General features: G+C 37.2%; 18 protein-coding genes. 16 read left to right on the forward strand and 2 right to left on the reverse strand.

Annotated elements, in window-relative coordinates; all coding sequences use genetic code 11:
- Window positions 1-13: 13 nt before the first annotated feature.
- The 15 genes from ilvD to argH all read left to right on the forward strand — a co-directional run bounded on the left by ilvD (window position 14) and on the right by argH (window position 18,687).
- Window positions 14-1,693: a dihydroxy-acid dehydratase gene (ilvD, locus tag DFQ08_RS14380; RefSeq protein ID WP_114310733.1), complete on the forward strand. Its 1,680-nt coding sequence runs from the start codon at window positions 14-16 to the stop codon at window positions 1,691-1,693.
- Between the two features lie 98 nt (window positions 1,694-1,791).
- Window positions 1,792-3,525, forward strand: coding sequence for a biosynthetic-type acetolactate synthase large subunit (gene ilvB / locus DFQ08_RS14385; RefSeq protein ID WP_114310803.1), 1,734 nt, complete (start codon window positions 1,792-1,794; stop codon window positions 3,523-3,525).
- Window positions 3,526-3,527: 2 nt separating this feature from the next.
- Window positions 3,528-4,058 carry an acetolactate synthase small subunit gene (gene ilvN, locus DFQ08_RS14390; protein WP_114310734.1) on the forward strand — a complete coding sequence of 177 codons (531 nt, stop codon included), beginning with the start codon at window positions 3,528-3,530 and terminating at the stop codon, window positions 4,056-4,058.
- 83 nt (window positions 4,059-4,141) lie between these two features.
- Window positions 4,142-5,647 (forward strand): ketol-acid reductoisomerase, encoded by a 1,506-nt coding sequence (gene ilvC, locus DFQ08_RS14395; protein WP_114310735.1) that lies wholly within the window; start codon window positions 4,142-4,144, stop codon window positions 5,645-5,647.
- An 85-nt stretch (window positions 5,648-5,732) separates the two neighbouring features.
- Complete coding sequence (gene ilvA / locus DFQ08_RS14400; RefSeq protein ID WP_114310736.1) at window positions 5,733-7,001, forward strand: threonine ammonia-lyase IlvA; 1,269 nt, start codon at window positions 5,733-5,735, stop codon at window positions 6,999-7,001.
- Between the two features lie 79 nt (window positions 7,002-7,080).
- Complete coding sequence (locus DFQ08_RS14405) at window positions 7,081-8,673, forward strand: NADP-dependent glyceraldehyde-3-phosphate dehydrogenase (RefSeq protein WP_114310737.1); 1,593 nt, start codon at window positions 7,081-7,083, stop codon at window positions 8,671-8,673.
- A gap of 427 nt (window positions 8,674-9,100) precedes the next feature.
- Entirely contained in the window at window positions 9,101-9,730 is a 630-nt protein-coding gene (locus DFQ08_RS14410; RefSeq protein ID WP_114310738.1) for a GNAT family N-acetyltransferase, read from the forward strand.
- 4 nt (window positions 9,731-9,734) lie between these two features.
- Complete coding sequence (locus DFQ08_RS14415) at window positions 9,735-10,913, forward strand: argininosuccinate synthase (protein WP_114310739.1); 1,179 nt, start codon at window positions 9,735-9,737, stop codon at window positions 10,911-10,913.
- A 107-nt stretch (window positions 10,914-11,020) separates the two neighbouring features.
- Window positions 11,021-12,004 (forward strand): N-acetyl-gamma-glutamyl-phosphate reductase, encoded by a 984-nt coding sequence (argC, locus tag DFQ08_RS14420; protein WP_114310740.1) that lies wholly within the window; start codon window positions 11,021-11,023, stop codon window positions 12,002-12,004.
- Between the two features lie 190 nt (window positions 12,005-12,194).
- Entirely contained in the window at window positions 12,195-12,995 is an 801-nt protein-coding gene (proC, locus tag DFQ08_RS14425) for a pyrroline-5-carboxylate reductase (RefSeq protein WP_114310741.1), read from the forward strand.
- 156 nt (window positions 12,996-13,151) lie between these two features.
- The gene (locus DFQ08_RS14430) at window positions 13,152-14,285 is read left to right on the forward strand and encodes an aspartate aminotransferase family protein (RefSeq protein ID WP_114310742.1); all 1,134 of its coding nucleotides are present in this window, start codon (window positions 13,152-13,154) and stop codon (window positions 14,283-14,285) included.
- Between the two features lie 146 nt (window positions 14,286-14,431).
- Window positions 14,432-15,367: a Rossmann-fold NAD(P)-binding domain-containing protein gene (locus DFQ08_RS14435; protein WP_114310743.1), complete on the forward strand. Its 936-nt coding sequence runs from the start codon at window positions 14,432-14,434 to the stop codon at window positions 15,365-15,367.
- 80 nt (window positions 15,368-15,447) lie between these two features.
- Window positions 15,448-16,224, forward strand: coding sequence for an acetylglutamate kinase (gene argB / locus DFQ08_RS14440; RefSeq protein WP_114310744.1), 777 nt, complete (start codon window positions 15,448-15,450; stop codon window positions 16,222-16,224).
- Complete coding sequence (locus DFQ08_RS14445; RefSeq protein ID WP_114310745.1) at window positions 16,221-17,282, forward strand: M20 family metallo-hydrolase; 1,062 nt, start codon at window positions 16,221-16,223, stop codon at window positions 17,280-17,282. Before argB ends, DFQ08_RS14445 begins: the two co-directional genes overlap by 4 nt.
- 127 nt (window positions 17,283-17,409) lie before the next feature.
- Window positions 17,410-18,687, forward strand: a complete 1,278-nt coding sequence (argH, locus tag DFQ08_RS14450; RefSeq protein ID WP_114310746.1) for an argininosuccinate lyase — start codon at window positions 17,410-17,412, stop codon at window positions 18,685-18,687.
- Between the two features lie 121 nt (window positions 18,688-18,808).
- On the opposite strand, the gene DFQ08_RS14455 is transcribed toward argH, so the two are convergent.
- Window positions 18,809-20,272 carry a glutamate synthase subunit beta gene (locus tag DFQ08_RS14455; protein ID WP_114310747.1) on the reverse strand — a complete coding sequence of 488 codons (1,464 nt, stop codon included), beginning with the start codon at window positions 20,270-20,272 and terminating at the stop codon, window positions 18,809-18,811.
- A gap of 4 nt (window positions 20,273-20,276) precedes the next feature.
- Window positions 20,277-24,791, reverse strand: coding sequence for a glutamate synthase large subunit (gltB, locus tag DFQ08_RS14460; RefSeq protein WP_245935446.1), 4,515 nt, complete (start codon window positions 24,789-24,791; stop codon window positions 20,277-20,279).
- Between the two features lie 441 nt (window positions 24,792-25,232).
- Here gltB and DFQ08_RS14465 point away from each other — a divergent pair, with 441 nt between their 5' ends.
- Complete coding sequence (locus tag DFQ08_RS14465) at window positions 25,233-26,267, forward strand: outer membrane beta-barrel protein (RefSeq protein WP_114310748.1); 1,035 nt, start codon at window positions 25,233-25,235, stop codon at window positions 26,265-26,267.
- Window positions 26,268-26,288: the final 21 nt, after the last annotated feature.

Raw genomic sequence — 26,288 nt, forward strand, 5'->3', positions numbered from 1 at the left:
CTTTAATAAAACTATGAGCGAATTAAATAAATACAGTAAAACCGTAACTCAAGATGCCACACAACCGGCTGCTCAAGCCATGTTGCATGCTATAGGGTTAACAAAAGAAGATTTTTTTAAACCTATTGTTGGTATTGCCAGCACGGGTTACGAGGGCAACCCTTGTAATATGCACCTTAACGATTTGGCTAAACTTGTAAAGCAAGGCACAAAAAATGAAGACGTTGTAGGCCTTATCTTTAATACCATTGGAGTGAGTGATGGTATTTCTATGGGAACACCAGGCATGCGTTACTCGTTACCTTCTAGAGATATCATCGCAGATTCTATGGAAACTGTTGTTCAGGCTATGAGTTATGATGGTTTAGTGACTGTTGTAGGCTGTGATAAAAACATGCCAGGCGCGTTAATGGCCATGATCCGATTAAACCGACCGTCTATATTAGTGTATGGCGGAACCATAGATTCAGGATGCCACAACGGAAAAAAACTTGATGTTGTTTCTGCTTTTGAAGCCTGGGGAAGCAAAGTGGCAGGCACCATGGATGAAACCGAATATCAAAATATTGTTGAAAAAGCCTGTCCGGGCGCTGGGGCTTGTGGCGGAATGTATACAGCCAACACCATGGCATCAGCCATTGAAGCCTTAGGAATGACCTTACCATTTAACTCCTCTAACCCCGCTTTAAGCGATGCAAAAAAAGAAGAGTCCGTAAAAGCAGGTGAAGCTTTACGTGTGCTTTTAGAAAAAGATATTAAACCTTCAGATATCATTACCAGAAAATCAATTGAGAATGCCGTAAGACTGGTCACGATTTTAGGAGGCTCTACCAATGCCGTATTACACTTTTTAGCGATTGCTAGAGCGGCTCAAATAGATTTTACCTTAAAAGATTTCCAAGACATAAGTGACAACACGCCATTTTTAGCCGATTTAAAACCAAGCGGTAAATACTTAATGGAAGATGTGCATGCCATTGGCGGTATTCCTGCCGTTTTAAAATACTTATTAAAGAAAGGCTTAATTCATGGCGATTGTTTGACGGTTACTGGAAAAACGATTGCTGAAAACCTATTGGATGTTGCAGATTTAGCCGAAGGACAAGACGTCATACATTCTATAGAAGAACCAATTAAGATTTCAGGACACCTTAGAATGTTGTATGGCAATTTAGCGACCGAAGGAAGTGTTGCTAAAATTACAGGAAAAGAAGGACTCTGTTTCAGAGGAAAAGCTAAGGTTTTTGAAGGCGAATATGCGGCTAACGATGGTATCCGAGACGGAAAAGTTAAAAAAGGAGATGTCGTGGTTATTCGTTATGAAGGCCCTAAAGGGGGACCAGGAATGCCAGAAATGCTTAAACCAACAGCGGCTATTATGGGGGCCGGACTAGGAAAAGATGTGGCGTTGATAACCGATGGACGTTTCTCTGGAGGGACTCACGGTTTTGTAGTAGGTCATATTACACCCGAAGCACAAGAAGGTGGAACCATTGCAGTTGTAAAAGACGGTGACATTATTACCATTGATGCAGAAACCAATTCCATTTCTCTTGAGGTCTCTGAAGAAGAACTTCAAAAAAGACGTGAACAATGGACCGCACCAGAATTAAAGTTTGAACGTGGCGTCTTATACAAATACGCCAAAACCGTATCATCAGCATCGAAAGGATGTGTTACTGATGAGTTTTAAAATAAGAAAAGACAAGGAGCATATAGCCAAGAATTAAATGGCCTTTATCAACAAGACCAATGACCTCAACCGCCACACTCCATAATCCATTAAACCCTATGGAAATTAAAACAGAAGAAAATAAATTGAAGCAAAGCTCTACTACAGAACGTATTTCTGGTAGTGAAGCCATTATTAAGTGTTTATTGGCTGAAGGTGTCGATATACTTTACGGATATCCAGGCGGTGCCATTATGCCTGTGTATGATGAACTTTATAAGTATCAAGATAAAATTCACCACGTCCTAACACGTCATGAACAAGGAGCAACACATTCGGCTCAGGGCTATGCCAGAATTTCTGGAAAAGTTGGAGTTTGTATGGCTACCTCAGGACCTGGAGCTACTAATCTTATCACTGGAATTGCAGATGCACAGATAGACTCAACTCCTATGGTATGTATTACAGGTCAGGTGGGTTCCCATTTATTAGGAAGTGACGCGTTTCAAGAAACCGATATTGTAGGCATCTCTACACCGGTAACCAAATGGAATTGCCAAATTACCAAGGCCTCGCAAATTCCAGAAATGTTAGCTAAAGCCTTTTATATTGCTAAAAGCGGAAGACCAGGACCTGTATTAATTGATATTACAAAAGACGCACAGTTTGAAGAATTCGACTTTAAATATGAAAAATGTAAAGGTGTAAGAAGTTATAAGCCCGTTCCCGAAACGGATACAACATCACTTCAAGCCGCTGCAGACCTTATAAATTCCGCTAAAAAACCACTAATTGTATGGGGACAAGGCGTTATTTTAAGTAAAGCCGAAGAAGAATTTAAAGCCGTCATTGAAAAAGCCGGAATTCCATCTGCTTGGACCATTTTAGGCGCCTCAGCCATACCAACTGATCACACTTTAAATGTAGGTATGGTAGGTATGCACGGTAATTATGCGCCTAATGTTTTAACCAATGAATGTGACGTCTTAATTGCAATAGGGATGCGTTTTGACGATCGTGTTACAGGTAATTTAGCCTCATATGCAAAACAAGCGAAGGTCATTCATTTTGAAATTGACCCTGCTGAAATTGATAAAAATGTAAAAACAGATATCGCCGTGCTTGGTGATGCTAAAGCAAGTCTAAAAAGTTTACTGCCATTATTAGAACCAAATTCGCATAACGATTGGCATCAAAAATTTAAGGATTTATATGCTATAGAATACGATAAGGTTATAAAACATGACCTTCACCCAACTAAAGAGGGCTTAACCATGGGCGAAGTGCTTAAAGAAATCAATATTCAAACTAAAGGAGAAGCAGCTATAGTAAGCGACGTGGGGCAACATCAAATGATTGCCTGCCGTTATGCTGACTTTAAAGTTTCTAAAAGTAATATAACCTCTGGTGGCTTAGGCACAATGGGCTTTGCGCTTCCTGCTGCAATTGGTGCAAAAATGGCCGCTCCAGAAAGAGAAGTTGTTATGATTGCTGGTGATGGCGGTTACCAAATGACTATTCAAGAACTAGGCACTATATTTCAACAACGTGTACCGGTAAAAATAGTAGTTTTAAATAATGAATTCTTAGGAATGGTACGCCAATGGCAACAGTTATTTTTTGACAAGCGTTATGCTTCTACAGAAATGACTAACCCCGATTTTATAACCATAGCTAAAGGTTACCATATCGAGGCTCAAAAAGTTACAGAACGAAAAAATCTAAAAGCAGCTATCAAAGACATGATTGATTGTGAGGGGCCTTATTTCTTAGAAGTAAGAGTAGAAAAGGAAGATAATGTTTTTCCTATGATCCCAACAGGTGCAAGTGTTTCAGATATAAGATTAGAGTAATTATGGAGAATCAAAATATCAAATTCACCGTATCAATATATACGGAAAATAACATTGGTTTACTGAATAGAATTTCAGCAATATTCCAAAGAAGACATATGAACGTTGAGAGTCTTAACACCTCACCTTCAGAAATTGAAGGGGTTTCAAGATTTACCATCGTTGTAAATATTACAGAGTCTCAAATGAAAAAAGTCATCGGACAGATAGAAAAGCAGGTTGAAGTGATCAAAGCTTACTATCACACCGAAGAAGAAATCATTTACCAAGAGTCTTGCTTATTTAAAATTAAATCTGAATTGCTCTTTGAAGAGCGTCAAATTCAAAATATCATTAGAGAAAGCAACGCCAATATCGTTACGGTAAACAAGAAGTTTTTTGTCTTAGAGAAATCGGGAAGAAAAGAAGAAATCGATTTGTTGTACCGCGAATTAAATGCCTTTGGCATCATGCAATTTACAAGATCAGGACGTGTAGCGGTGACTAAAGACGAAATGAAAATTTCTACCCTACTTAAAGCGTTTCAAGAATAAAAAAATTAAAGAAAAAAGAAGATAGCCTAAGCTTAAAACATACAACAGCTTTAATCTATTTTCTGAACTAAAAACAAATAACAATGTCAAATTATTTCAACACATTAGCATTAAGAAATCAATTAGAGCAATTAGGAAAATGTCGTTTTATGGACCCTTCAGAATTTGAAGATGGCGTTAACGCATTAAAAGGAAAAAAAATCGTCATTGTAGGTTGTGGTGCACAAGGGCTTAACCAAGGGCTTAACATGCGCGACTCAGGTTTAGACATTTCTTACGCCTTAAGACAAGTAGCAATAGATCAAAAACGCGAGTCTTACAAAAATGCTACGGCTAACGGTTTTAACGTAGGGACCTATGAAGAATTAATTCCTACTGCCGATTTAGTCCTTAATTTAACGCCAGACAAACAGCATACTAATGTTGTAAATGCTGTAATGCCTTTAATGAAAAAAGGAGCGACTTTAAGCTATTCGCATGGTTTTAATATTGTTGAAGAAGGTACTGAAGTTCGTGAGGATCTTACCGTAATTATGGTGGCACCAAAATGTCCAGGAACCGAAGTAAGAGAAGAATACAAACGTGGTTTTGGTGTTCCTACTCTTATTGCTGTGCATCCAGAAAATGACCCAGAAGGTAAAGGTTGGGCGCAAGCCAAAGCTTATGCTGCTGCTACAGGAGGCGATAGAGCTGGTGTTTTAGAATCGTCTTTTATAGCCGAAGTAAAATCGGATTTAATGGGCGAGCAAACAATTCTTTGTGGCTTATTACAAACCGGAGCGATCTTATCTTTTGATAAAATGGTAGAAGAAGGTATAGAACCAGGTTATGCTGCTAAACTTATTCAGTACGGTTGGGAAACGATTACCGAAGCTTTAAAGCATGGAGGAATCACCAACATGATGGATCGTTTATCGAACCCTGCTAAAATTAAAGCCTTTGAATTATCTGAAGAGTTGAAAGGCATTATGCGTCCTTTATTTGAGAAGCATATGGATGACATTATCTCTGGACATTTCTCTAAAACCATGATGGAAGACTGGGCTAATGATGACGAAAATCTTTTAAAATGGCGTTCAGAAACTGGTGAAACTGCTTTTGAAAAAACAGAATTAACCTCAGCACATATTACAGAACAAGAATATTTTGATCACGGCGTATTATTAGTTGCCTTTGTTAAATCTGGTGTAGAACTTGCTTTTGAAACTATGGTAAGCGCGGGTATTATTGAAGACTCAGCATATTACGAATCTTTACATGAACTTCCATTAATTGCTAATACCATTGCTAGAAAGAAATTATTTGAAATGAACCGTGTAATTTCTGATACAGCTGAATATGGTTGTTATTTATTTGACCATGCTTGTAAGCCGTTATTAACAGATTTCATGAAAACTGTGGACACCTCTATTATCGGAAAATCATTTTCTAAAACTACAGGTGTAGACAATAAAGAATTGATTGCGGTAAACGATGCCATTAGAAATCACCCAATAGAATCAGTAGGTCAACGCTTAAGAGCAGCCATGACCGCTATGAAGGTTATAAAATCTGAAGACGTAGCCGTTGAAGATTCTGTATTGGCCTAAAATATAGACCCTACCAAGTTTTTGTTTAAAACTTGGTAGGTATTTTATTAATTAAAGAGAATTTCTGCCTTTGCAGAATGTTAGCATGGAAGAAACGACAACAACATACAAACCTACTCTAAAAGCTGTTGAAGCTGCTGCCGAAAAACTTAGAGGCATTGCACATGTCACACCGCTCATAAAAAATTTACAATACTCAAAATTATTTGACGCCAACATCTATTTTAAAAGAGAAGACCTACAAGTGGTCCGCTCGTATAAAATTCGTGGTGCTTACAATAAAATTTCATCTTTAAGTCCAACGCAAACTAAAAATGAAATTGTCTGCGCTAGTGCCGGCAACCATGCCCAAGGTGTAGCAATTTCTTGTAAGTTGTTAAAAATTAAAGGGACTATTTTTATGCCTTCACCAACACCAAATCAAAAAATTGAGCAGGTGAAGATGTTTGGGGAAGACTATATTACGGTGGTTTTAGTGGGCGACACTTTTGATGATGCTAACCATGCGGCTATGGAAGAATGCCAACGCTTAAACAAAACGTTTATTCATCCTTTTAATGACGAAAAAGTTATTGAAGGTCAAGCTACAGTTGGATTAGAAATTATAGACCAGGCCAAAGTGCACCCTATTCACTATGTTTTTGTACCTATTGGTGGTGGCGGACTCTCATCGGGCTTATCTTCAGTTTTCAAAATTCTCTCACCGCAAACCAAAATTATTGGGGTAGAACCTAAAGGCGCTCCCTCAATGCTAACTTCTATAAAAAACAATAAAAACACCGAGCTAGAAGCCATTGAAAGTTTTGTTGATGGTGCTGCTGTAAAACGTGTTGGTGATTTAAATTTCGCTATTTGTAAAGAAAACCTATCGGAGGTCGTTACCGTAGATGAAGGCAAAATTTGCCAGACCATTTTAGACCTTTATAATAAAGACGCCATAGTGGTAGAACCTGCTGGTGCATTAAGCATATCTGCCTTAGAACAATATGCCGATGAGATAAAAGGTAAAAATGTCGTTTGTGTTGTTAGTGGTAGTAATAACGACATTACCCGAATGGCAGAAATTAAAGAACGTGCTTTAATCTATGCGCAATTAAAACATTATTTTATAATTAAGTTTCCACAACGTGCCGGTGCTTTGCGCGATTTTGTTGTGGATATCTTAGGCCCAACTGACGATATTACTCATTTTGAATATACCAAAAAGGTAAACCGAGAAAATGATGTTGCCGTTGTTGGACTTCAGTTAAAATCACCCGAAGATTTAGAACCTTTAATCTCTAAGATGAAGCGTCATAATTTCTTTGGTGATTATTTAAACGATAAACCCGATTTATTTCAATTCTTAGTATAGCTTAACATAGATTTAACCGGAGTAAAGGCGCTATTTGTGTACCTTTAATAAGAATATAAACCCTAAACTAAAGGTCATTATGAAGTCTACTTTTGAGGACATTCCCTCCCGCTTTCAAATCAATACCCTTATTAAACAAAACACCTATTTAGTCGGTGGTAAATTAATACCATGGCAAGGTGAAACTTCGGAAGTTTATTCCACAATTTCATCCACAGCGACTTACAAACCCACCCTATTAGGTACCATTCCTACATTAGGGGAAACGGAAGCTTTAAGTGCGCTTGATGCCGCTTGCGAAGCCTACAATAAAGGTCAAGGTTTATGGCCTACCATGAAAGTGGAAAACAGAATAGCGTGCATGGAAAACTTCGTGACGCAAATGAAAACCAAACGCGACGAAATTGTTAAACTTCTCATGTGGGAAATTGGTAAGAATTTAGCCGATTCTCAAAAAGAGTTTGACCGTACCGTAGAATACATTTACGATACCATTGAGGATTATAAACAAATGGATCGTGATAGTGCGAAATTTGAAAAACATTCTGGTGTTAATGCCCATATTAGACGTGGACCATTAGGAGTCGTTTTATGTTTAGGACCTTATAATTATCCTTTAAATGAAACCTTCGCCCTTCTTATCCCTGCGATTATGATGGGAAACACCACCATTTTTAAACCTGCTAAACATGGGGTTTTATTAATTACACCTTTATTAGAAGCGTTTAAAACTAGTTTCCCTAAAGGGGTTGTAAATATTATATATGGTAGAGGCCGTACTGTGGCCGCACCCATTATGCAGTCAGGGAAAGTAGACGTACTCGCCTTAATTGGTAATAGTAAATCCGCTAACGCCTTACAAAACCAACATCCAAAAAGTAACCGCTTACGCTTGGTCTTAGGCTTGGAAGCGAAAAATCCTGCTATTGTATTACCCGATGCCGATTTAGATTTGGCTATAGAAGAATGTATAGCAGGTTCCACCGCTTTTAACGGACAACGATGTACGGCTTTAAAAGTACTTTATGTGCATGATAGCGTTGTTGAAGAATTTAACAAACGATTTTCAGCTAAGGTAGATGCCCTTAAGTTTGGAAATCCATGGGAAGAGGGAGCTCAATTAACCCCCTTACCAGAACCCGAAAAACCTGCATACATCCAAGGTCTTATTGATGATGCTACCCAAAAAGGCGCGCAGATCATCAACACCAAAGGTGGAGAAACTACAGAGAACTATATTTTTCCAGCGGTATTATATCCCGTATCTAAAACGATGCGTGTTTTTAAAGAAGAACAATTTGGCCCTGTAATTCCTATAGTGCCGTTTAGTGATATTGATGAGCCTTTAGATGACATGGCCGCTTCTAACTATGGCCAGCAAGTAAGTCTCTTTGGTAAAGACGTTAAAACCTTAGCTCCTTTAATAGACACTTTGGTCAATTTAGTTTGTCGTGTTAATCTTAATAGCTCTTGTCAACGTGGACCTGATGTATACCCATTTACGGGGCGTAAAGATTCTGCAGTTTCTACATTGAGTGTCCATGATGCTTTAAGATCCTTTTCAATAAGAACCTTTGTAGCCTCTAAAGACAATGCATATAACAATGCTATTTTAAAGGACCTATTAGATTCTAGAGCCTCTAATTTTGTTAGCACAGATTACATTCTTTAATTTAAGAGACAATAAATAAGATATGTACAATTTAAAATTGATTTATTCCGAAATCCATAATTTTTGAGTAAATCAATTTTAAATTAATGGTCATCAAAAAATTTTACCTATATTAGTACTATGTTTACATTGAAACACAAATATAGAGCACCCAGACCAGAAGGTCTTGACCTACGCAAACGACGCCACTAATACTTCTTATTAGTCGCTAATTCTATATTCATTTTATTCATTTCATTGTGTTCAACTCAAATTTCAACTTACATCCTCAATCCTTAATTATCACTTTAGATAATCCTAGTATTGTACGCCACTTTTTCTCACGTCGCCCGTAAGGGTATGACTATTTTTATAGAACTCAGGTGAGTCCAGTTCTGCTTTCAAACATTCAAATTCAACAACATTTATAATTTAAATATCAATTACAATGAAAATTGTTATTGCTGATAAATCCCATAGCATATACGCGGAAGTCATTTGTGATACTATTGCAGAAGCCGCTAAAGTTAGAGGAACAGGTATCGCTAAACGTAAGCCCGAATATATCATCACTAAAATGGAGAACGGTAATGCCGTGATTGCTTTAGAGGGTGATAAATTTGCAGGATTTTGCTATATAGAAGCATGGAGTCATGGAAAATTTGTAGCCAATTCTGGACTTATTGTACATCCTGATTTTAGAAATTTAGGACTTGCTAAGAAAATAAAGAAAGTGGTTTTTGACCACTCCAGAACCAAATTCCCAGATTCTAAAGTGTTTAGTATTACTACAGGTTTAGCGGTTATGAAAATGAATAGTGAACTCGGTTATAAACCAGTTACATTTTCAGAACTAACCGACGATCAATCCTTTTGGAAAGGCTGCCAAACATGCAAAAACTTTGATGTGCTTACAAGAACAGAACAAAAAATGTGTCTTTGTACCGGTATGCTTTATGATCCTGAAAAAGCTGAAACCACAAAAGAAGTCAGTCATAATTACGATAAAAAAACATGGACTAGACTAAAAAACCTCAAGCAATCCATGTTCCTTAAAAAAGAAAAAAAACAAAATTAAGCATATGAAAAAGTTAGTTATCGCCTACAGTGGCGGATTAGACACCTCTTACTGTGCAGTAAGTTTGAGTAAAGCAGGATATGATGTACACGCTGTTAGTGTAAATACTGGCGGTTTTACTGCTGAAGAAATTAAGACCATAGAAAGCAACGCTTATAAAATGGGCGTCTCTACTTATAAAAATATTGATGCCATTGCTTCCTATTACCAAAAAGTCATTAAATATTTAATTTTCGGAAATGTCCTAAAAAATAATACCTATCCCCTATCTGTAAGTGCCGAACGTATTATTCAGGCTATAGAAATTATAGAATATGCCAAAAGTATTGATGCACAATACATTGCTCATGGTAGTACTGGCGCCGGAAACGACCAGGTACGTTTTGATATGATTTTTCAAACTTTAGCTCCAGAAATAGAAATTATAACACCGATTAGAGATCAAAAACTGACACGTCAACAAGAAATTGATTATTTAGTTGAAAACGGTATTGACATGTCTTGGAACAAAGCCAAATACTCTGTTAATAAAGGGCTTTGGGGAACTAGCGTTGGCGGCGAAGAAACCCTGACCTCAGATAAACCCTTACCAGAATCTGCCTACCCGTCACAATTAAAACATACCGATGCAGAAAAAGTAGTACTCTCTTTCTCAGAAGGCGAACTTGTTGCAGTGAATGGGATAAAAAATGATCCTGAAATTAATATTGAAGTGTTAAACACCTTGGCTTCTGGTTATGCCATCGGCAGAGATATTCATGTTGGGGATACCATTGTTGGCATTAAAGGTCGTGTTGGTTTTGAAGCTGCTGCTGCCCTAATCATTATAAAAGCGCACCACTTATTAGAAAAACACACCTTAACCAAATGGCAACTACAACATAAAGATTACTTATCTAATTTTTATGGAATGCACTTACATGAAGGGCAATACTTAGATCCTGTAATGCGAAATATGGAAGCCTTCTTACAAAGCAGTCAAGATAAAGTGACCGGTGATGTGTTTATCACCCTAAAACCTTACCATTTCTCTTTAGATGGAATTTCATCAGAACACGATTTAATGCGCGCAAAATTTGGAAGTTATGGCGAAGAGAATAAAGGCTGGACTGCTGAAGAAGCTAAAGGTTTTATTAAAATCTTCGGAAATCAGAATAAGATTTACCAACAAGTGAATAATTAATTAAGAAGAAAAACACTCCTGAAGTCCCCTCAAGGGGACAGATCACTCAGTTAAATTGGACTATTGTCCCCTTGAGGGGACTTTAGGGGTGTAAAATTTGAATTGATATGAGTACGTTAAAAATAGGAATTATCGGCGGAGCCGGTTATACAGCAGGAGAGCTAATCAGACTTATATGCAACCATCCGAAAACAAATCTCAATTTTGTATTCAGCACCTCTAATGCAGGGAACAAAGTATATAAAATACACCAAGATTTAATAGGTTCAACAGACTTAGAATTCACAAGTACAATTAATCCAGATGTCGATGTTTTATTCTTGTGTTTAGGACATGGAAATTCAACCGCTTTTTTAGAAAAAAACAAATTTTCAGACCATACTAAAATCATTGATTTAAGTAATGATTTCAGGTTAGTTGCGGATAAGAATTTTGAAGGTAAAGATTTTATCTACGGTTTACCAGAGCTTAACAAAGACGCTATAAAAAACGCCAATCACATTGCAAATCCGGGTTGTTTTGCAACAGCCATACAACTCGCTTTATTACCATTGGCAAAAGCCGAAGTTCTACACCATGATGTTCATATTAATGCTGTAACTGGGGCGACAGGTGCTGGAACCTCGTTATCTAAAACCACGCATTTTACATGGAGAGATAATAACTTTTCGCACTATAAGGCCTTTACACATCAGCATTTGGGGGAGATTAATCAGACGGTAAACCAATTACAAAACGATTTTGACTCTGACATCAATTTTATGCCGAATCGCGGTAATTTTTCAAGAGGAATTTTCGCCACGCTTTACACCAAATTTGATGGCACACTTGAAGAGGCCAAACAATTATATAAAGATTTCTATGACGATGCGGCGTTTACCTTTATTTCTGATGAAGAAATTCATTTAAAACAAGTGGTAAACACCAATAAATGCATTCTTCATTTACATAAACACGAAGGAAAATTATTAGTCACAAGCATCATCGATAATTTATTAAAAGGCGCTTCAGGGCAAGCCATTCACAATATGAATTTAATGTTTGGATTTAAAGAAATAGAAGGCTTACAATTGAAGGCTAATTATTTTTAAAATCCCACAAGATCGCAGTGATCTAGTCGGTGTAAATAGCGCATAATACCCGCAAGGTTTTTACAACCTTGCAAGAGTTAAAACAGAATAAGTTCAACTTAAAATGATTACCGTTTTCGCGGTCATTAATATGAACCGAGCATTTTTTAATGCGAACACATTTTACCATTAAAAAAAATAGAAAAGCAAAATGAAAATAGCAATTATAGGCACCGGAAATTTAGGCAAATCTATTGCCAAAGGGTTAATTACTAACAACGCTATTACCACGTTGTATTTAACCAAAAGAAACTTGGAAGATATTCAAGATTTAGAAGGGTATAAGAATGTACTGCTCACTACCGATAATATAGAAGCGGTAAAACAATCAGACATTTTAATATTTGCTATTCAACCCGCACATTTTGAAAACATTTTAAGAGATATTCAGCCTTATTTAACCGACAAGCATGTTATAATTTCAACGATTACTGGTTTTTTAATACCGCAGATAGAAGCCCTTATTGGAAGCGACCAGTATATTATCCGCGCCATGCCCAATACAGCTATTGCGGTTGGTAAATCTATGACCTGTTTATGTAGTAATGAGAACGGCAAAAAGCGTCTTAAAATTGCTGAAGCTATTTTCAATAGACTTGGACATACCTTAGCCATTCCGGAAGCACAGATGCAAGCCGCCACCGTAGTTTGCGCTAGTGGTGTTGCTTTTTGGATGCGTTTAATTAGAGCAACCACCCAAGCCGCTATTCAATTAGGTTTTGATGCTAAAGAAGCTCAAGAACTCGCCATGTACACTAGCGAAGGTGCAGCCAATTTATTAATTACTAACGGGCATCATCCGGAAGAAGAAATTGACCGTGTTACCACGCCGAAAGGCTGCACCATTGAAGGTCTAAATGAAATGGAACACAAGGGATTGAGTTCGTCTTTAATTCAAGGTATGGTAGCTTCGTTTAATAAAATTAACAACATTAAAAAGGAACAAATTTAATAGCAATATCTCGCAAGGTCTAAACTAGCTTGTGGACATATCCTACAATGGTTCAAACCCCAAAGCCTCCAAAGTCTCAGCTTGAGTTTGGAGGTCTAAAAATAACAGACTACACCTTTAAGGTTTTTAAAAACTTAAAGAATTAAAATTAAAAACATGAGTTTATTTAATGTTTACCCTTTATTCGATATTACACCTGTAAGCGCCAAAGATGTCTACGTTTATGATGAAAATAATGTAGAATATTTAGATCTATACGGCGGCCATGCGGTGATTTCTATTGGGCATACCCATCCTAAATATGTTAAAGCCATTTCTAATCAAGTTCAACAATTAGGCTTTTATAGCAATGCTATACAGAACCCTTTACAAAATCAACTTGCCGAGAAATTAAAATCCCTTTCCGGCTGTAAAGATTACCAATTATTTTTGTGCAATTCAGGAGCAGAAGCGAATGAAAATGCCTTAAAACTCGCTTCGTTTCACAATGGAAAACATAAAGTTTTAGCTTTTAATAATGGGTTTCATGGTAGAACTTCTGCCGCGGTAGCTGCTACGGATAATCCTAAAATAGTCGCTCCAATTAATGCACAACAAGAAGTAGATTTTTTGCCTTTAGGAAATTTAAAGGCTGTAGAAAAGATCCTTCAACAAAATAAAACTTGTGCCGTAATCATAGAATGCATTCAAGGCGTTGGTGGTTTAGACCAAAGCACTACGGAATTCTATCAAGGTTTAGAACAACTTTGTAAACAATACAACACCACTTTAATTGCAGATGAAGTCCAGTCTGGATTTGGTAGAACTGGTGATTTTTTCGCCTTTCAAAAACATCAAATAACGCCCGATATTATTTCTATAGCTAAAGGAATGGGGAATGGATTTCCAATTGGAGGGATATTAATTCACCCTTCCATAAAAGCTTCTTTTGGACTTTTAGGGACTACCTTTGGTGGTAACCATTTAGCGTGTGCAGCATCACTATCTGTATTAGAGGTTATTGAATCGGAACAGCTCATGCAAAATGCCAAAGAAATTGAAACCTATTTTAGAGAAAAAGCACAAACACTTCCAGGATTAAAAACGATAAAAGGACGCGGATTAATGTTAGGATTAGAGTTCGATTTCCCAATTTCAGATTTACGGAAGAAATTAATTTTTGACCAGCATATATTCACAGGAAGTGCAAAGAACCCTAATTTGTTAAGAATTCTTCCTCCTTTAACCATTCAGAAAAAACATATTGATTTATTTTTTGAAGCGTTAATCAATGAATTAAATACATTATAACATGATACTGTTGAAAACACTCCTTAAATCTCCTCACAGAGACAATCTCCTCAGACGAATTGAATAATTATCCGTTTGAGGGAACTTTAGGGTGTAAACGCAAAGAAAGTCAAACTAAAAGTTTCCCCACCTTCGTGGGCACAAAGATGAAAAACTACACCAAAATAAAAGATATTCCTAACTTATCTGAAACCATTAAAGACGCCATTTTACTTAAAATGAATCCTTTTGAATTTCAAAATTTAGGACAACACAAAACCCTAGTGATGTTATTTTTTAATTCGAGTTTAAGAACACGTCTAAGTACTGAAAAAGCGGCAAAAAACTTAGGGATGGAAGTCACCATCTTAAACGTTAATGATGCTTGGAATCTTGAATTTGAAGATGGCACAATAATGAATATGGACAAATCTGAGCATGTAAAGGACGCGGCTCAGGTCATTTCACAATACGCCGATATTATTGCTGTAAGAGCCTTTCCAAGTCTTACCGATAAAGCTAAGGACGAATCAGAATTCATTCTCAATAGCTTTAAAAAATATGCTACAGTACCGATTGTAAATATGGAAAGCGCCACCGCCCATCCTCTACAAGCCTTGGCCGATGCCATTACGCTTACTGAACTTACAGAAAAAGCGAAACCAAAGGTGGTATTATCGTGGGCGCCACACCCAAAAGCTTTGCCACAAGCCGTTGCCAATTCATTTGTAGAAATGATGCAAGATCTAGAGGTCGATCTAACCATTACTCACCCTGAAGGCTATGAATTGAGTGAAGCTATTACTAAAGACACCCCAATCAATCACAACCAAGAAGAGGCTTTAAAAGATGCCGATTTTGTATATGTTAAAAACTGGAGTAGTTATAAAGATTACGGACAAAACCTTAACCAAGATAACAACTGGATGATGACCCAAGAAAAACTTGGTAAGGCTAAATTTATGCACTGCCTACCAGTAAGACGTAATGTGGTAGTTGAAGATGCTGTTTTAGACAGTGATCAATCCGTAGTTATTAAACAGGCCAACAATAGAACTTATGCCGCACAAGTGGTGTTAAAGCAGATTTTGGAAGATTTATAAATGAATTATTAGAACCTAGTAGATTTCAAAAACCTAGCAGGTCTAAAGCAAAAAAAAATACTCACTTTAGCGAGCACGAGATGAAAACAATAAAAGTCATAAAAATAGGAGGCAATATCATCGATAATGAAGAGGCTTTAGCAGCTTTCATTAAAGAATTTGCAAGCCTATCAGGTCCTAAAGTTTTGGTACATGGTGGTGGAAAATTAGCTACCAAACTAGCCAAACAGATGGATATTCCGGTACAAATGCACGAAGGGAGACGTATAACTAACGTAGACACCTTAGATATTATTACGATGGTGTATGCTGGAAAAATCAATAAAAATATCGTGGCACAGCTTCAAGCTAACAATTGCAATGCTATTGGATTTTCAGGCGCTGATGGCAACACTATTATTACCGAAAAACGCCCCGCTAAAACCATCGATTACGGTTTTGTTGGAGACGTAAAAAAGGTCAATACAAACACTTTAGAAGTTTTACTAAACAATAACCTTACGCCTGTTTTTTGCGCCATCACCCATGATGAAAATGGGCAATTACTCAATACCAATGCCGACACCATTGCTTCGGAATTGGCCATTGCTTTTGCATCTAACTATGAGACGGAATTGTATTATTGTTTTGAAAAAAATGGGGTTTTAAAAGACGTCAACCTAGACGATTCTGTTATAGAACATATAGACAACAACACGTATAAAACCCTTATTGAAAACGGTACTATTTATGAAGGCATGTTACCCAAATTAAATAACTGTTTTCACGCCATTAATCACAAGGTAAAAAAAGTGTGCATCGGAAAATCACAAATGCTGTTTCACACGACAACTAAACATACAACCATTACAAAATGATAGAAAAACTGACTAAAGAAGCCATTGCGTTACTCAAACAACTTATAGAAACGCCATCATTTTCTTCAGAAGAAGAGCAAACGGCATTACTTATTGAAGCTTGGTTTACATCTAAAAAAATTCCTTTTAACAGAGACCATAATAACATTTGGGGAACTAATAAACATTTTGACGACAGTAAGCCTACGCTACTTTTAAACTCGCATCACGACACCGTAAAACCCAATAATGGTTATACTAAAGATCCTTTTAAAGCCATTGAAGAAGAAGGGAAATTATATGGCTTAGGAAGTAATGATGCTGGTGGATGCCTGGTATCTTTAATCGCCACCTTCACATACTTTTACGAGAAAAAAAACCTCAACTACAACTTGGTTATTGTCGCTTCTGCAGAAGAAGAAAGCAGCGGACCTAGGGGCCTTAATAGCATGTTAGACATTATCCCTAAAATTGACGTGGCCATTGTTGGTGAACCAACCTTAATGAATTTGGCCATTGCCGAAAAAGGATTGGTTGTTTTTGATGCAAAAGTAAAGGGAACGGCAGGACACGCCGCACACCCTAATGAAGACAATGCTATTTATAATACCATCGAAGTCTTACAATGGTTTAAAGATTATCAATTTGCTCGAAATTCACCGGTTTTAGGCGATGTAAAAATGACGGTAACACAAATTAATGCCGGAAAACAACATAATGCGATTCCTTCAGAAGTGGATCTTGTAATCGATGTACGCGTTAACGATAAATATACTAATGAACAAATTGCTGAAATCTTAACACGAAAATCACCCTGTGCCACCATAACACCTCGAAGCCTAAGATTAAACTCTTCATCGATCCCAATGAATCATGCCTTAGTGGAAGCCGGAATTGAGCTTGACAGAAGCACTTATGGTTCTCCAACCCTCTCTGACCAAGCCGTTTTAAGTTGCCCTTCTCTTAAATTAGGACCAGGAGATAGCACACGGTCACACACCGCAGATGAATTTATTTATCTTGCTGAAATTGAAGAAGGTATTGATTTGTATATTAAATTGCTTGAAAAAGTATTATAAAAAAGAAACTAGAGAAAAGAAGCAAGAGCCGCGATAATAACCACTAATGTTTGAGTGAGCAGTCTTTGTGTTAACAGCAAAGGGCTTTAGGTCTTGGTTCTAAATTTTAAAAATTAAAATTAATAGTATGAAACTTTGGGATAAAGGATTTTCAATTGATAAAAAAATAGAATTATTCACCGTTGGTAACGACCGTGAAATTGATATGCATATCGCTAAATACGATGTACAAGCTTCTTTAGCACATGCCATTATGTTAGAATCCATTGGAATTATAACTTCAGATGAATTGGTGCAATTAAAATCAGGATTAAAAGTCTTAGCGGAATCTATTGAAGATGGTACATTTACAATTGAAGATTCTTTTGAAGATGTTCACTCTAAAATTGAGCATGAACTCACGAGAACCTTGGGTGATGTTGGAAAAAAAATCCACACTGCCCGATCAAGAAACGATCAAGTTTTAGTCGCACTTCAATTGTATTACAAAGAGAATTTAGAAGTCATCAACCAAAAAACAAAAATGCTTTTTGATACCCTTCTAAATTTAGCGGAAACTCATAAAACCAAATTATTACCAGGGTATACGCACTTACAAGTCGCCATGCCATCATCATTCGGGTTGTGGTTTTCTGCCTATGCCGAATTACTTATTGACGATGTTTACGTGTTAAATGCTGTCTCTAAAATCGCCGACCAAAATCCTCTAGGATCTGCGGCAGGTTACGGAAGCTCCTTTCCTATCGATAGAGCGAGCACTACGGAAACCTTAGGTTTTTCAACCTTAAAATATAATGTAGTGGCCGCGCAATTAAGTCGTGGTAAAAGTGAACGTGCCATTGCAAGTGCTTTAGGCGGACTCTGTAATACCATGTCGCGTTTTGCGATGGATGTTTGCCTTTATATGAGTCAGAATTTCGGCTTTATTAGCTTCCCAGATGAATTAACGACCGGTAGTAGTATTATGCCGCATAAAAAGAATCCTGATGTGTTTGAATTAATTCGTGGGAAATGTAATAAAATTCAAGCTCTACATTCTGAAATGCTATTAATTACCAACAATCTACCAAGTGGCTATCATAGAGATTTCCAGTTACTTAAAGAAAATATTATTAATGCTTTTGAAGATGTAAAGGACATTTTAGATATTTTCAATTACGCCATTCAGCAAATCATTGTTAAGGACATTGATTTAAATGACGAAAAATACCAATACTTATTTACGGTAGATAGTATTAACAATTTGGTTGTTGAAGGGATGAGTTTTAGAGAAGCCTATCAAAAAATAGGTGGCCAAGTTCAAGCCGGCACCTACCAACCCGATTTAGGTAAAGAACACTCTCATATAGGAAGTATTCATAATTTATGTTTAGATGACATTAAGGCCAAATACCCGAAGTCGTAAATCTTACTAAAACCTATAAAAAAAAATAAAGCATCTGAAAAAATCAGATGCTTTTTACTTCCTACCCTAATAATAACTACCCCTAGAATATAATAGTAGTAGAAGTCTTTTTAAAATTTTATTATAATCCAACTAAATCACCTGTTGGGTTTTTAGTTGCTAAATCCGAAGATCCCATTAAAAATATATCCACTTGTCGTGCAGCCTCTCGGCCTTCAGAAATGGCCCAAACAATTAAAGATTGTCCTCTTCTCATGTCTCCAGCCGTAAATATATTTGGGATATTGGTTTGATACGTTCCGTATTCTGCTTTATAATTAGAACGTACATCTCTGTGAATCCCTAATTGATCTGCAATTGTGGCTTCTGGCCCCGTAAACCCTAAAGCTAATAAAGCTAAGTCACATTTCCAAGTTTTTTCGCTCCCAGGAACCTCAATAAGTTTAGGACGTTCTCCTGGTATCATTTCCCACTCTACATTTACAGTTTTTAAAGCCGTTAGTTTTCCTTTACTATTGGTAACAAACTCTTTGGTATTAATAAGCCAATTCCGCTCTACCCCTTCTTTATGAGAGGTCGAGGTTTTTAATTGCAATGGCCAATACGGCCAAGGTGTTGTAGGCGAACGATGTCCTGGTGGCTTCGGCATAATTTCAAAATTAACAACCGATTTTGCGCCTTGACGGTTAGAAGTTCCGATACAATCTGAACCTGTATCTCCACCTCCAATGACAATAACATTTTTACCCGTTGCCAGCACCTGATCTTTAATTTTCTGACCAAAAACCACTTTAGTTTGTTGGGTTAAAAAATCCATGGCTTGCACCACACCATCAGCATCGATACCCGGTGTTGGTAGGCTTCGACGCTCAGTTGCGCCTCCACATAACACCACAGCATCAAACTTTTTAAGCTCCTTAATATCGTAATTAACCCCAACATTAACATTGGTCTTAAACACAATACCTTCTGCCTCTAAAATCGCTAAGCGTCGGTCTATAATCCCTTTTTCCATTTTAAAATTAGGAATTCCATAACGCAACAAACCGCCAATAGCGTCGTCGCGCTCAAAAACCGTTACCGTATGCCCGGCTCTATTTAGCTGTTGTGCTGCGGCAAGACCTGCTGGTCCAGAACCCACTACGGCTACCGTTTTTCCTGTTCTTATTTTTGGAGGTTGGGGTTTTATCCACCCTTCCTTAAAGGCACGCTCTACAATATTTTTTTCTATATTTTCTATAGACACTGGATCTTCAATAATCCCCAAAACACAAGCTTGCTCACAAGGAGCAGGACATAAACGTCCTGTAAACTCTGGGAAATTATTTGTAGAATGTAAAATCCATGATGCTTTTTGCCATTCGCCTTGATGCACCATATGATTAAAATCTGGAATTAAATTCCCTAATGGACATCCACTATGACAAAATGGAATCCCACAATCCATACAGCGCGATCCTTGTTCAGTGATATCTTTTTCATTTAGCGGTACCGTAAACTCTTTGTAATGCTTTACACGATCTTTTACGGACTTATATGTTTCATCCTTTCTTTCGAATTCCTTAAAACCTGTTACTTTTCCCATTCTCCTATACTGTTTCTAATTCTTCTACCATTTGCTCTTCCGTCTCTAAACGCTTTAAAGCACGTTTGTATTCTGTTGGCATAACCCGTACAAAATGACGTAAACTCACATCCCAATCGGCTAATAAGTCAGCCCCTCTTTGGCTATTGGTATATTTTACATGTTTCTCAATAAGGGCTTTTAATTCTAAGCCATCTTTTTTAAGAATTTTTTCAAACTCTATTGTTTCGGTATTACACAAACCATTTATAAACTTACTCTCCGGATCGTAAACATAAGCGATTCCTCCACTCATCCCTGCCGCAAAATTTCGTCCTGTTTTACCTAAAACAATAACTTTTCCTCCGGTCATATACTCACAACAGTGATCGCCAACACCTTCTACTACGGCCACAGCCCCAGAGTTTCTTACGGCGAAACGTTCACCTGCAATTCCATTAATATAAGCCTCCCCTTCTACTGCTCCAAACAGACAGACATTACCAACAATGATATTATCTGCGGCCACAAAACTGGCTTTTTCAGGTTTTTTAATAATCAGCTTAGCTCCAGACAATCCTTTTCCAAGGTAATCATTGGTATTCCCTTCTAAAGTAAAGGTTAACCCATGAGCACTAAAAGCTCCAAAACTTTGCCCTGCCGAACCTGTAAAACGAATGTTTAATGTATCTTCAGGCAAGCCTAAATGTCCGTATATTTTAGAAATTTCATTACTTACAATAGCACCAACGGTTCTATTGGTATTTTTTATAGGATAAGCCAAGGACATCTGCTCTTTACGATACAAGGCACGATGTGAATCTTTTAAGATTGTAAAATCTAAAACATTCTCTAAATTATGATCTTGTTTCTCCGTATTCTTTACCGTCATTTGATCATAAACCGCTGGACGATGCAATATAGAAGACAGATCTAAACCTTTCGCCTTATAATGCTTAATTGCTTTATTGGCATTTATTTTATGGGTTTGCCCAATCATTTCGGCCATGGTTCTAAATCCTAATTCAGCCATGATTCCCCTTAATTCCTCTGCGATATAATAGAAGAAATTAATAACATGTTCGGGTGTCCCTTTAAAGTTTTTTCGTAATTCTTTATCTTGAGTTGCAATCCCAACCGGACAAGTATTTAAATGACATTTTCGCATCATAATACAACCGGAAGCTACTAGCGGCGCTGTAGCAAAACCAAATTCTTCAGCTCCTAATAAAGCAGCTATTGCCACATCACGACCTGTTTTTAATTGTCCATCGCACTCCACAACAATTCGACTTCGCAGATTATTAAGCACTAATGTTTGTTGCGCTTCGGCTAAACCAAGTTCCCAAGGCAAACCTGCATGTTTTAATGATGTAAGCGGCGATGCTCCTGTACCACCATCATAACCCGATATGAGTACCACATCGGCTTTTGCTTTGGCAACACCAGCAGCAATAGTCCCCACACCAACTTCTGAAACTAATTTTACATTAATACGAGCATCTCTATTGGCATTTTTAAGGTCGTAAATTAGCTGTGCTAAATCTTCAATAGAATAAATATCGTGGTGTGGTGGCGGTGAAATTAAACCTACAAATGGGGTAGAATTTCGAGCCGAAGCAATCCAAGGTAAAACTTTTTCACCAGGCAATTGCCCTCCTTCTCCTGGCTTAGCCCCTTGAGCCATTTTAATTTGGATCTCTTTCGCATTGGCCAAGTAATGCGATGTCACACCAAAGCGTCCTGAAGCTACTTGTTTTATAGCCGAGTTTCTACTATCTCCATTAACATCGGGCTGAAAACGTCTTCGGTCTTCTCCACCCTCACCAGAATTAGATTTTCCTCCAATTCTATTCATGGCGATGGCTAAATTCTCATGCGCTTCACGTGAAATAGACCCATAAGACATTGCTCCTGTTTTAAAACGTTTTACAATTTCAGTCCAAGGTTCTACTTCATCTAAAGAAATAGGATCGATGTTATTAAATTCGAATAAACCACGAATGGTCATTAAATTTTCGGACTGTTCATTAATCGTCTTCGCATACAAATCATAACTCGCCTGATCACTTAAACGTACCGCTTGTTGTAGTTTGGCAACCGTAGTAGGATTAAACAAATGCTTCTCGCCATTACGCCTCCATCGGTAATCGCCACCAATATTTAAGCCCAAACGGGTGTCTAATACTTTTTTTGGAAAAGCATATTTATAACGTTGGTCAATTTCTTTTTCAATTTCATATAAGCCTATCCCTTCTATTCTTGAAGCGGTATAAGGGAAATATTTTTCTACAAATTCTGAATTAAAGCCTACAATCTCAAAGATCTGAGACCCTCTATATGAATGAAGTGTAGAGATTCCTATTTTATTCATCACTTTTAAAATCCCTTTTCCGATGGCCTGATTAAAATTATCGACAGCTTGTTGCTCATCCATCCCTTTAATAAAGCCTTCCTTCACCTGAATACGGATAATTTCATTCACCATATACGGGTTTACCGCACTCGCTCCATAACCAAATAAGGTCGCAAAATGATGCGGTTCTCTTGGTTCAGCAGATTCTATGATAATATCAAAATAAGACCGTTTCCTTAAACGATTCATTTGGTGATTCACATAAGAACAGGCTAATAATGACGGTATCGGCGCCATTTTTTTATTGACCCCACGATCGGATAAAACAATGATGTTTGTTTTTCGTGTTAAGGCTTTTTCTATCTGAATGATAATAGCATCTAAAGCGTCTTCTAAACCGTTAAGTCCTTTTTCTTTTTCGTAAAGAAGCTCTATGGTTTCTGCCTTAAAACCTTCAACAGTAATATTTCTAATTTTTTCTAAATCGGCATTAGAAATTACCGGATTCTGAATTTTTAATTTTCGACATTGGCGTTCTGTAATACTAAAAATATTACGGTCTTCCCCTAATGACAAACTAATATCCGTTACAATTTCCTCACGAATTCCATCTAAAGGTGGATTGGTAACTTGCGCAAACAACTGCTTAAAATAATTGGATATAATTTGAGGTTTATTAGACAGTACCGCAAGTGGCGTATCTATTCCCATAGACCCAAGGGCTTCTTTCCCTTTAACCGCCATTGGGGTTATAACCTCTTGTATCTCTTCGAACGTGTAGTTAAACAAACGCTCTCTGGTTTTCATATCAATGGTTTCAATAGGACAAGTTTCACCTGTATACGGAATGTCTTTAAGGTGTAGTCTTGTTTTATCTAACCATTCTTGATAAGGACGTTCCTTAACAATCTTACTTTTTATTTCTTCGTCATTAATTATTCGTCCTTGGTTCATGTCTACTAAAAACATTTTTCCAGGCTCTAAACGACCATGACTTTCTACATCTTCAGGAGCAATATCAACCACGCCAATTTCTGAAGACATAATTAATTTACCACTTTTAGTAACGGTATAACGCGATGGTCTTAAACCATTTCTATCTAATAAGGCGCCAATATAATTTCCATCTGTAAAAGGCACTGAAGCTGGACCATCCCAAGGCTCCATTATACAAGCATTATAATCGTAAAAGGCCTTACGTTCTGGCGACATGGTTTTATGTTTCTCCCAAGCTTCGGGAATCATCATCATCATCACCTCTGGTAAAGATCGTCCGGTATGGGTTAAGAGTTCTACCACCATATCCATAGAGGCCGAATCTGATTTTCCAGGTAAAATAATAGGAAAGAGCTTATCGATTTGCGGTCCAAAAACCTCACTTTTCATAATTTCTTCTCTTACCCGCATACGGCTTACATTACCACGAAGGGTATTGATTTCACCGTTCTGACACATAAAGCGGAAGGGCTGAGCCAGCTCCCAAGTAGGCATAGTATTCGTAGAGAAACGTTGATGCACCAAAGCCAAACGTGTTACCAAGTCAGATTCCTGTAAATCTTTGTAGTACGTCCCGATATCTTCAGGCATAATAATCCCTTTATAGATAAGGGTATTTACGGATAAACTTGAAACATAAAAATAAGAGCTCTGAGACATCTTAGATTTAGCAATAGTATGTTCGGTAATCTTACGCGCCGCGTAGAGTTTGGCCTTAAAGGCCTCTTCAGAAACCTCGTTAGATTTCCCAATAAAAAGTTGCTCTATATTAGGCTCTGAAGCCAACGCTATAGGTCCTAATTGTGTGGAATCTACAGGCACTTCTCGCCAGCCAATAACAGACAGTCCTTGAGCAATAACTTCTTTTTCAAATGTATCTTTACAAAACTTATATTGATTTCTATTTTTAGGTAAAAAAACCATCCCTATGGCATACTTTCCACGAACCGGAATTTTAAACCCACAAACACGCTTAAAATAAGCGTGAGGAATATCGATTAATAACCCTGCTCCATCACCTGTTTTTCCATCGGAACTAACTCCCCCACGATGTTCGAGTTTTACTAGGATTTCTAGGGCATCATGGATAATTTGATTGGTCTTCTCTCCTTTGAGATTACATATAAAACCTGCACCGCAATTTTCATGTTCAAATTCCGGCAAATAAAGGCCTTGTTTCTTCAGCATAATTCAAGATATTTTCGAGGTTTTTAAACCTCATTACTCCCCTAATATAGAAGCAATAATTTTATAAAAAAAATTGTTGAAACACTTTTCAGAAATCCATAGTTTACAGCATTGAAACTAAATATTTTTCAAAATATAGCAGTTTACACTAGGAATTAGTCAATATGTAATATTTAATATTATTCAGAAAATTTTGACAAATCCACTTTTTTAAGACTTCAAAAGTGAAAATAACGCACAAAAATGAAGATTTTAACAAAAAATTAATTATTTCAAATTATTGATTTTTCAAAAAAATAGCGAAAATAAATTTTAACCCTAAAATTTATGGGGTATAAAACTCTATATTCATAAAAATTAATATTTTACCCCTATTTTTGCAGGGGCATTAGATAAGATTACATAGTTTTGGAAGACACTAACTAATCTAAATACTTAATTATGAAAAAATTACTTTCTCTGACTTTATTATTTTCAACGTTAGCATTAAGTGCTCAAGACACTGAAGACACGAGTAGCGACAAATCATTTACCTTAAGTGGTAGTGTAGACGCGTATTTTCAAACTTACATTTCTGCCCCCGACAATGTTGGAGCCTCTTTTGGTACCGCCTTCGCAGATAAAACAGGTTTTGCATTAGGTATGGGAAACATCATTGCTAGTTACGAAAGCGGCAAAGTAGGTGCTGTACTTGATTTAGTCACAGGACCAAGAGGTGGAGCCGCCACTTTTAATTCTGATATTATTGACGGCATTGTAAATCAGGCGTACGTGTATTGGAATGTTTCTGAAAGCACAACCTTAACCATGGGACGTTTTAATACGTATTTAGGTTATGAAGTTATTGCTCCCGCAGCAAACTTTAACTACAGTACATCTTACTTATTCTCTAGTGGTCCTTTTTCGCATATGGGTTTAAAAGCTGATTTTGCTTTATCTGACGATTTTAGTTTAATGCTAGCCGTTATGAATCCATGGGATACAAATGACACCTCAACAACCGGAGAATATTCTTTTGGCGCACAATTAGGATATTCTGACCAGTACTTAAATTTCTATTATGACAGTGGAAACAATGGTGGATTAGGATTTGAAGTAGACTATACCGGTGGCTTTGATGTTTCTGATGACTTTTTCTTAGGAATCAACGCAGCATATAACGATAATGATGGAAGTGGTTTCTACGGTGCCGCGCTTTACCCGCAATACGCAACATCTGATGATTTTAGCCTTGGACTAAGAGGTGAATATTACGCTTTACACGGTGATGACGACGCTATAGATTACCCGAGCGTTTTAGGATTAACACTAACAGGAAGTTACACAGTAGAAAGTTACCTTATCATTAAGCCAGAATTTAGATTAGACTCTTTAACGGATGCCGATGGAGGAATCTTCGGTAACGTTGTAGACAATGACGGTCTACCTGCAAGCAGCCTTAGCGCCTTTACTTTAGCTGCCATCTACACATTCTAAACCAAAACACTAACTAATATA

The sequence above is a fragment of the Winogradskyella arenosi genome, assembly GCF_003337305.1.
In the GTDB taxonomy this organism is placed as follows: domain Bacteria; phylum Bacteroidota; class Bacteroidia; order Flavobacteriales; family Flavobacteriaceae; genus Winogradskyella; species Winogradskyella arenosi.

Coding starts and splice junctions, on each gene's coding strand:
- ilvD (WP_114310733.1), top strand. CDS start 14: ATGAGCGAATTAAATAAATACAGTAAAACCGTAACTCAAGATGCCACA.
- ilvB (WP_114310803.1), top strand. CDS start 1,792: ATGGAAATTAAAACAGAAGAAAATAAATTGAAGCAAAGCTCTACTACA.
- ilvN (WP_114310734.1), top strand. CDS start 3,528: ATGGAGAATCAAAATATCAAATTCACCGTATCAATATATACGGAAAAT.
- ilvC (WP_114310735.1), top strand. CDS start 4,142: ATGTCAAATTATTTCAACACATTAGCATTAAGAAATCAATTAGAGCAA.
- ilvA (WP_114310736.1), top strand. CDS start 5,733: ATGGAAGAAACGACAACAACATACAAACCTACTCTAAAAGCTGTTGAA.
- DFQ08_RS14405 (WP_114310737.1), top strand. CDS start 7,081: ATGAAGTCTACTTTTGAGGACATTCCCTCCCGCTTTCAAATCAATACC.
- DFQ08_RS14410 (WP_114310738.1), top strand. CDS start 9,101: ATGAAAATTGTTATTGCTGATAAATCCCATAGCATATACGCGGAAGTC.
- DFQ08_RS14415 (WP_114310739.1), top strand. CDS start 9,735: ATGAAAAAGTTAGTTATCGCCTACAGTGGCGGATTAGACACCTCTTAC.
- argC (WP_114310740.1), top strand. CDS start 11,021: ATGAGTACGTTAAAAATAGGAATTATCGGCGGAGCCGGTTATACAGCA.
- proC (WP_114310741.1), top strand. CDS start 12,195: ATGAAAATAGCAATTATAGGCACCGGAAATTTAGGCAAATCTATTGCC.
- DFQ08_RS14430 (WP_114310742.1), top strand. CDS start 13,152: ATGAGTTTATTTAATGTTTACCCTTTATTCGATATTACACCTGTAAGC.
- DFQ08_RS14435 (WP_114310743.1), top strand. CDS start 14,432: ATGAAAAACTACACCAAAATAAAAGATATTCCTAACTTATCTGAAACC.
- argB (WP_114310744.1), top strand. CDS start 15,448: ATGAAAACAATAAAAGTCATAAAAATAGGAGGCAATATCATCGATAAT.
- DFQ08_RS14445 (WP_114310745.1), top strand. CDS start 16,221: ATGATAGAAAAACTGACTAAAGAAGCCATTGCGTTACTCAAACAACTT.
- argH (WP_114310746.1), top strand. CDS start 17,410: ATGAAACTTTGGGATAAAGGATTTTCAATTGATAAAAAAATAGAATTA.
- DFQ08_RS14455 (WP_114310747.1), bottom strand. CDS start 20,272: ATGGGAAAAGTAACAGGTTTTAAGGAATTCGAAAGAAAGGATGAAACA.
- gltB (WP_245935446.1), bottom strand. CDS start 24,791: ATGCTGAAGAAACAAGGCCTTTATTTGCCGGAATTTGAACATGAAAAT.
- DFQ08_RS14465 (WP_114310748.1), top strand. CDS start 25,233: ATGAAAAAATTACTTTCTCTGACTTTATTATTTTCAACGTTAGCATTA.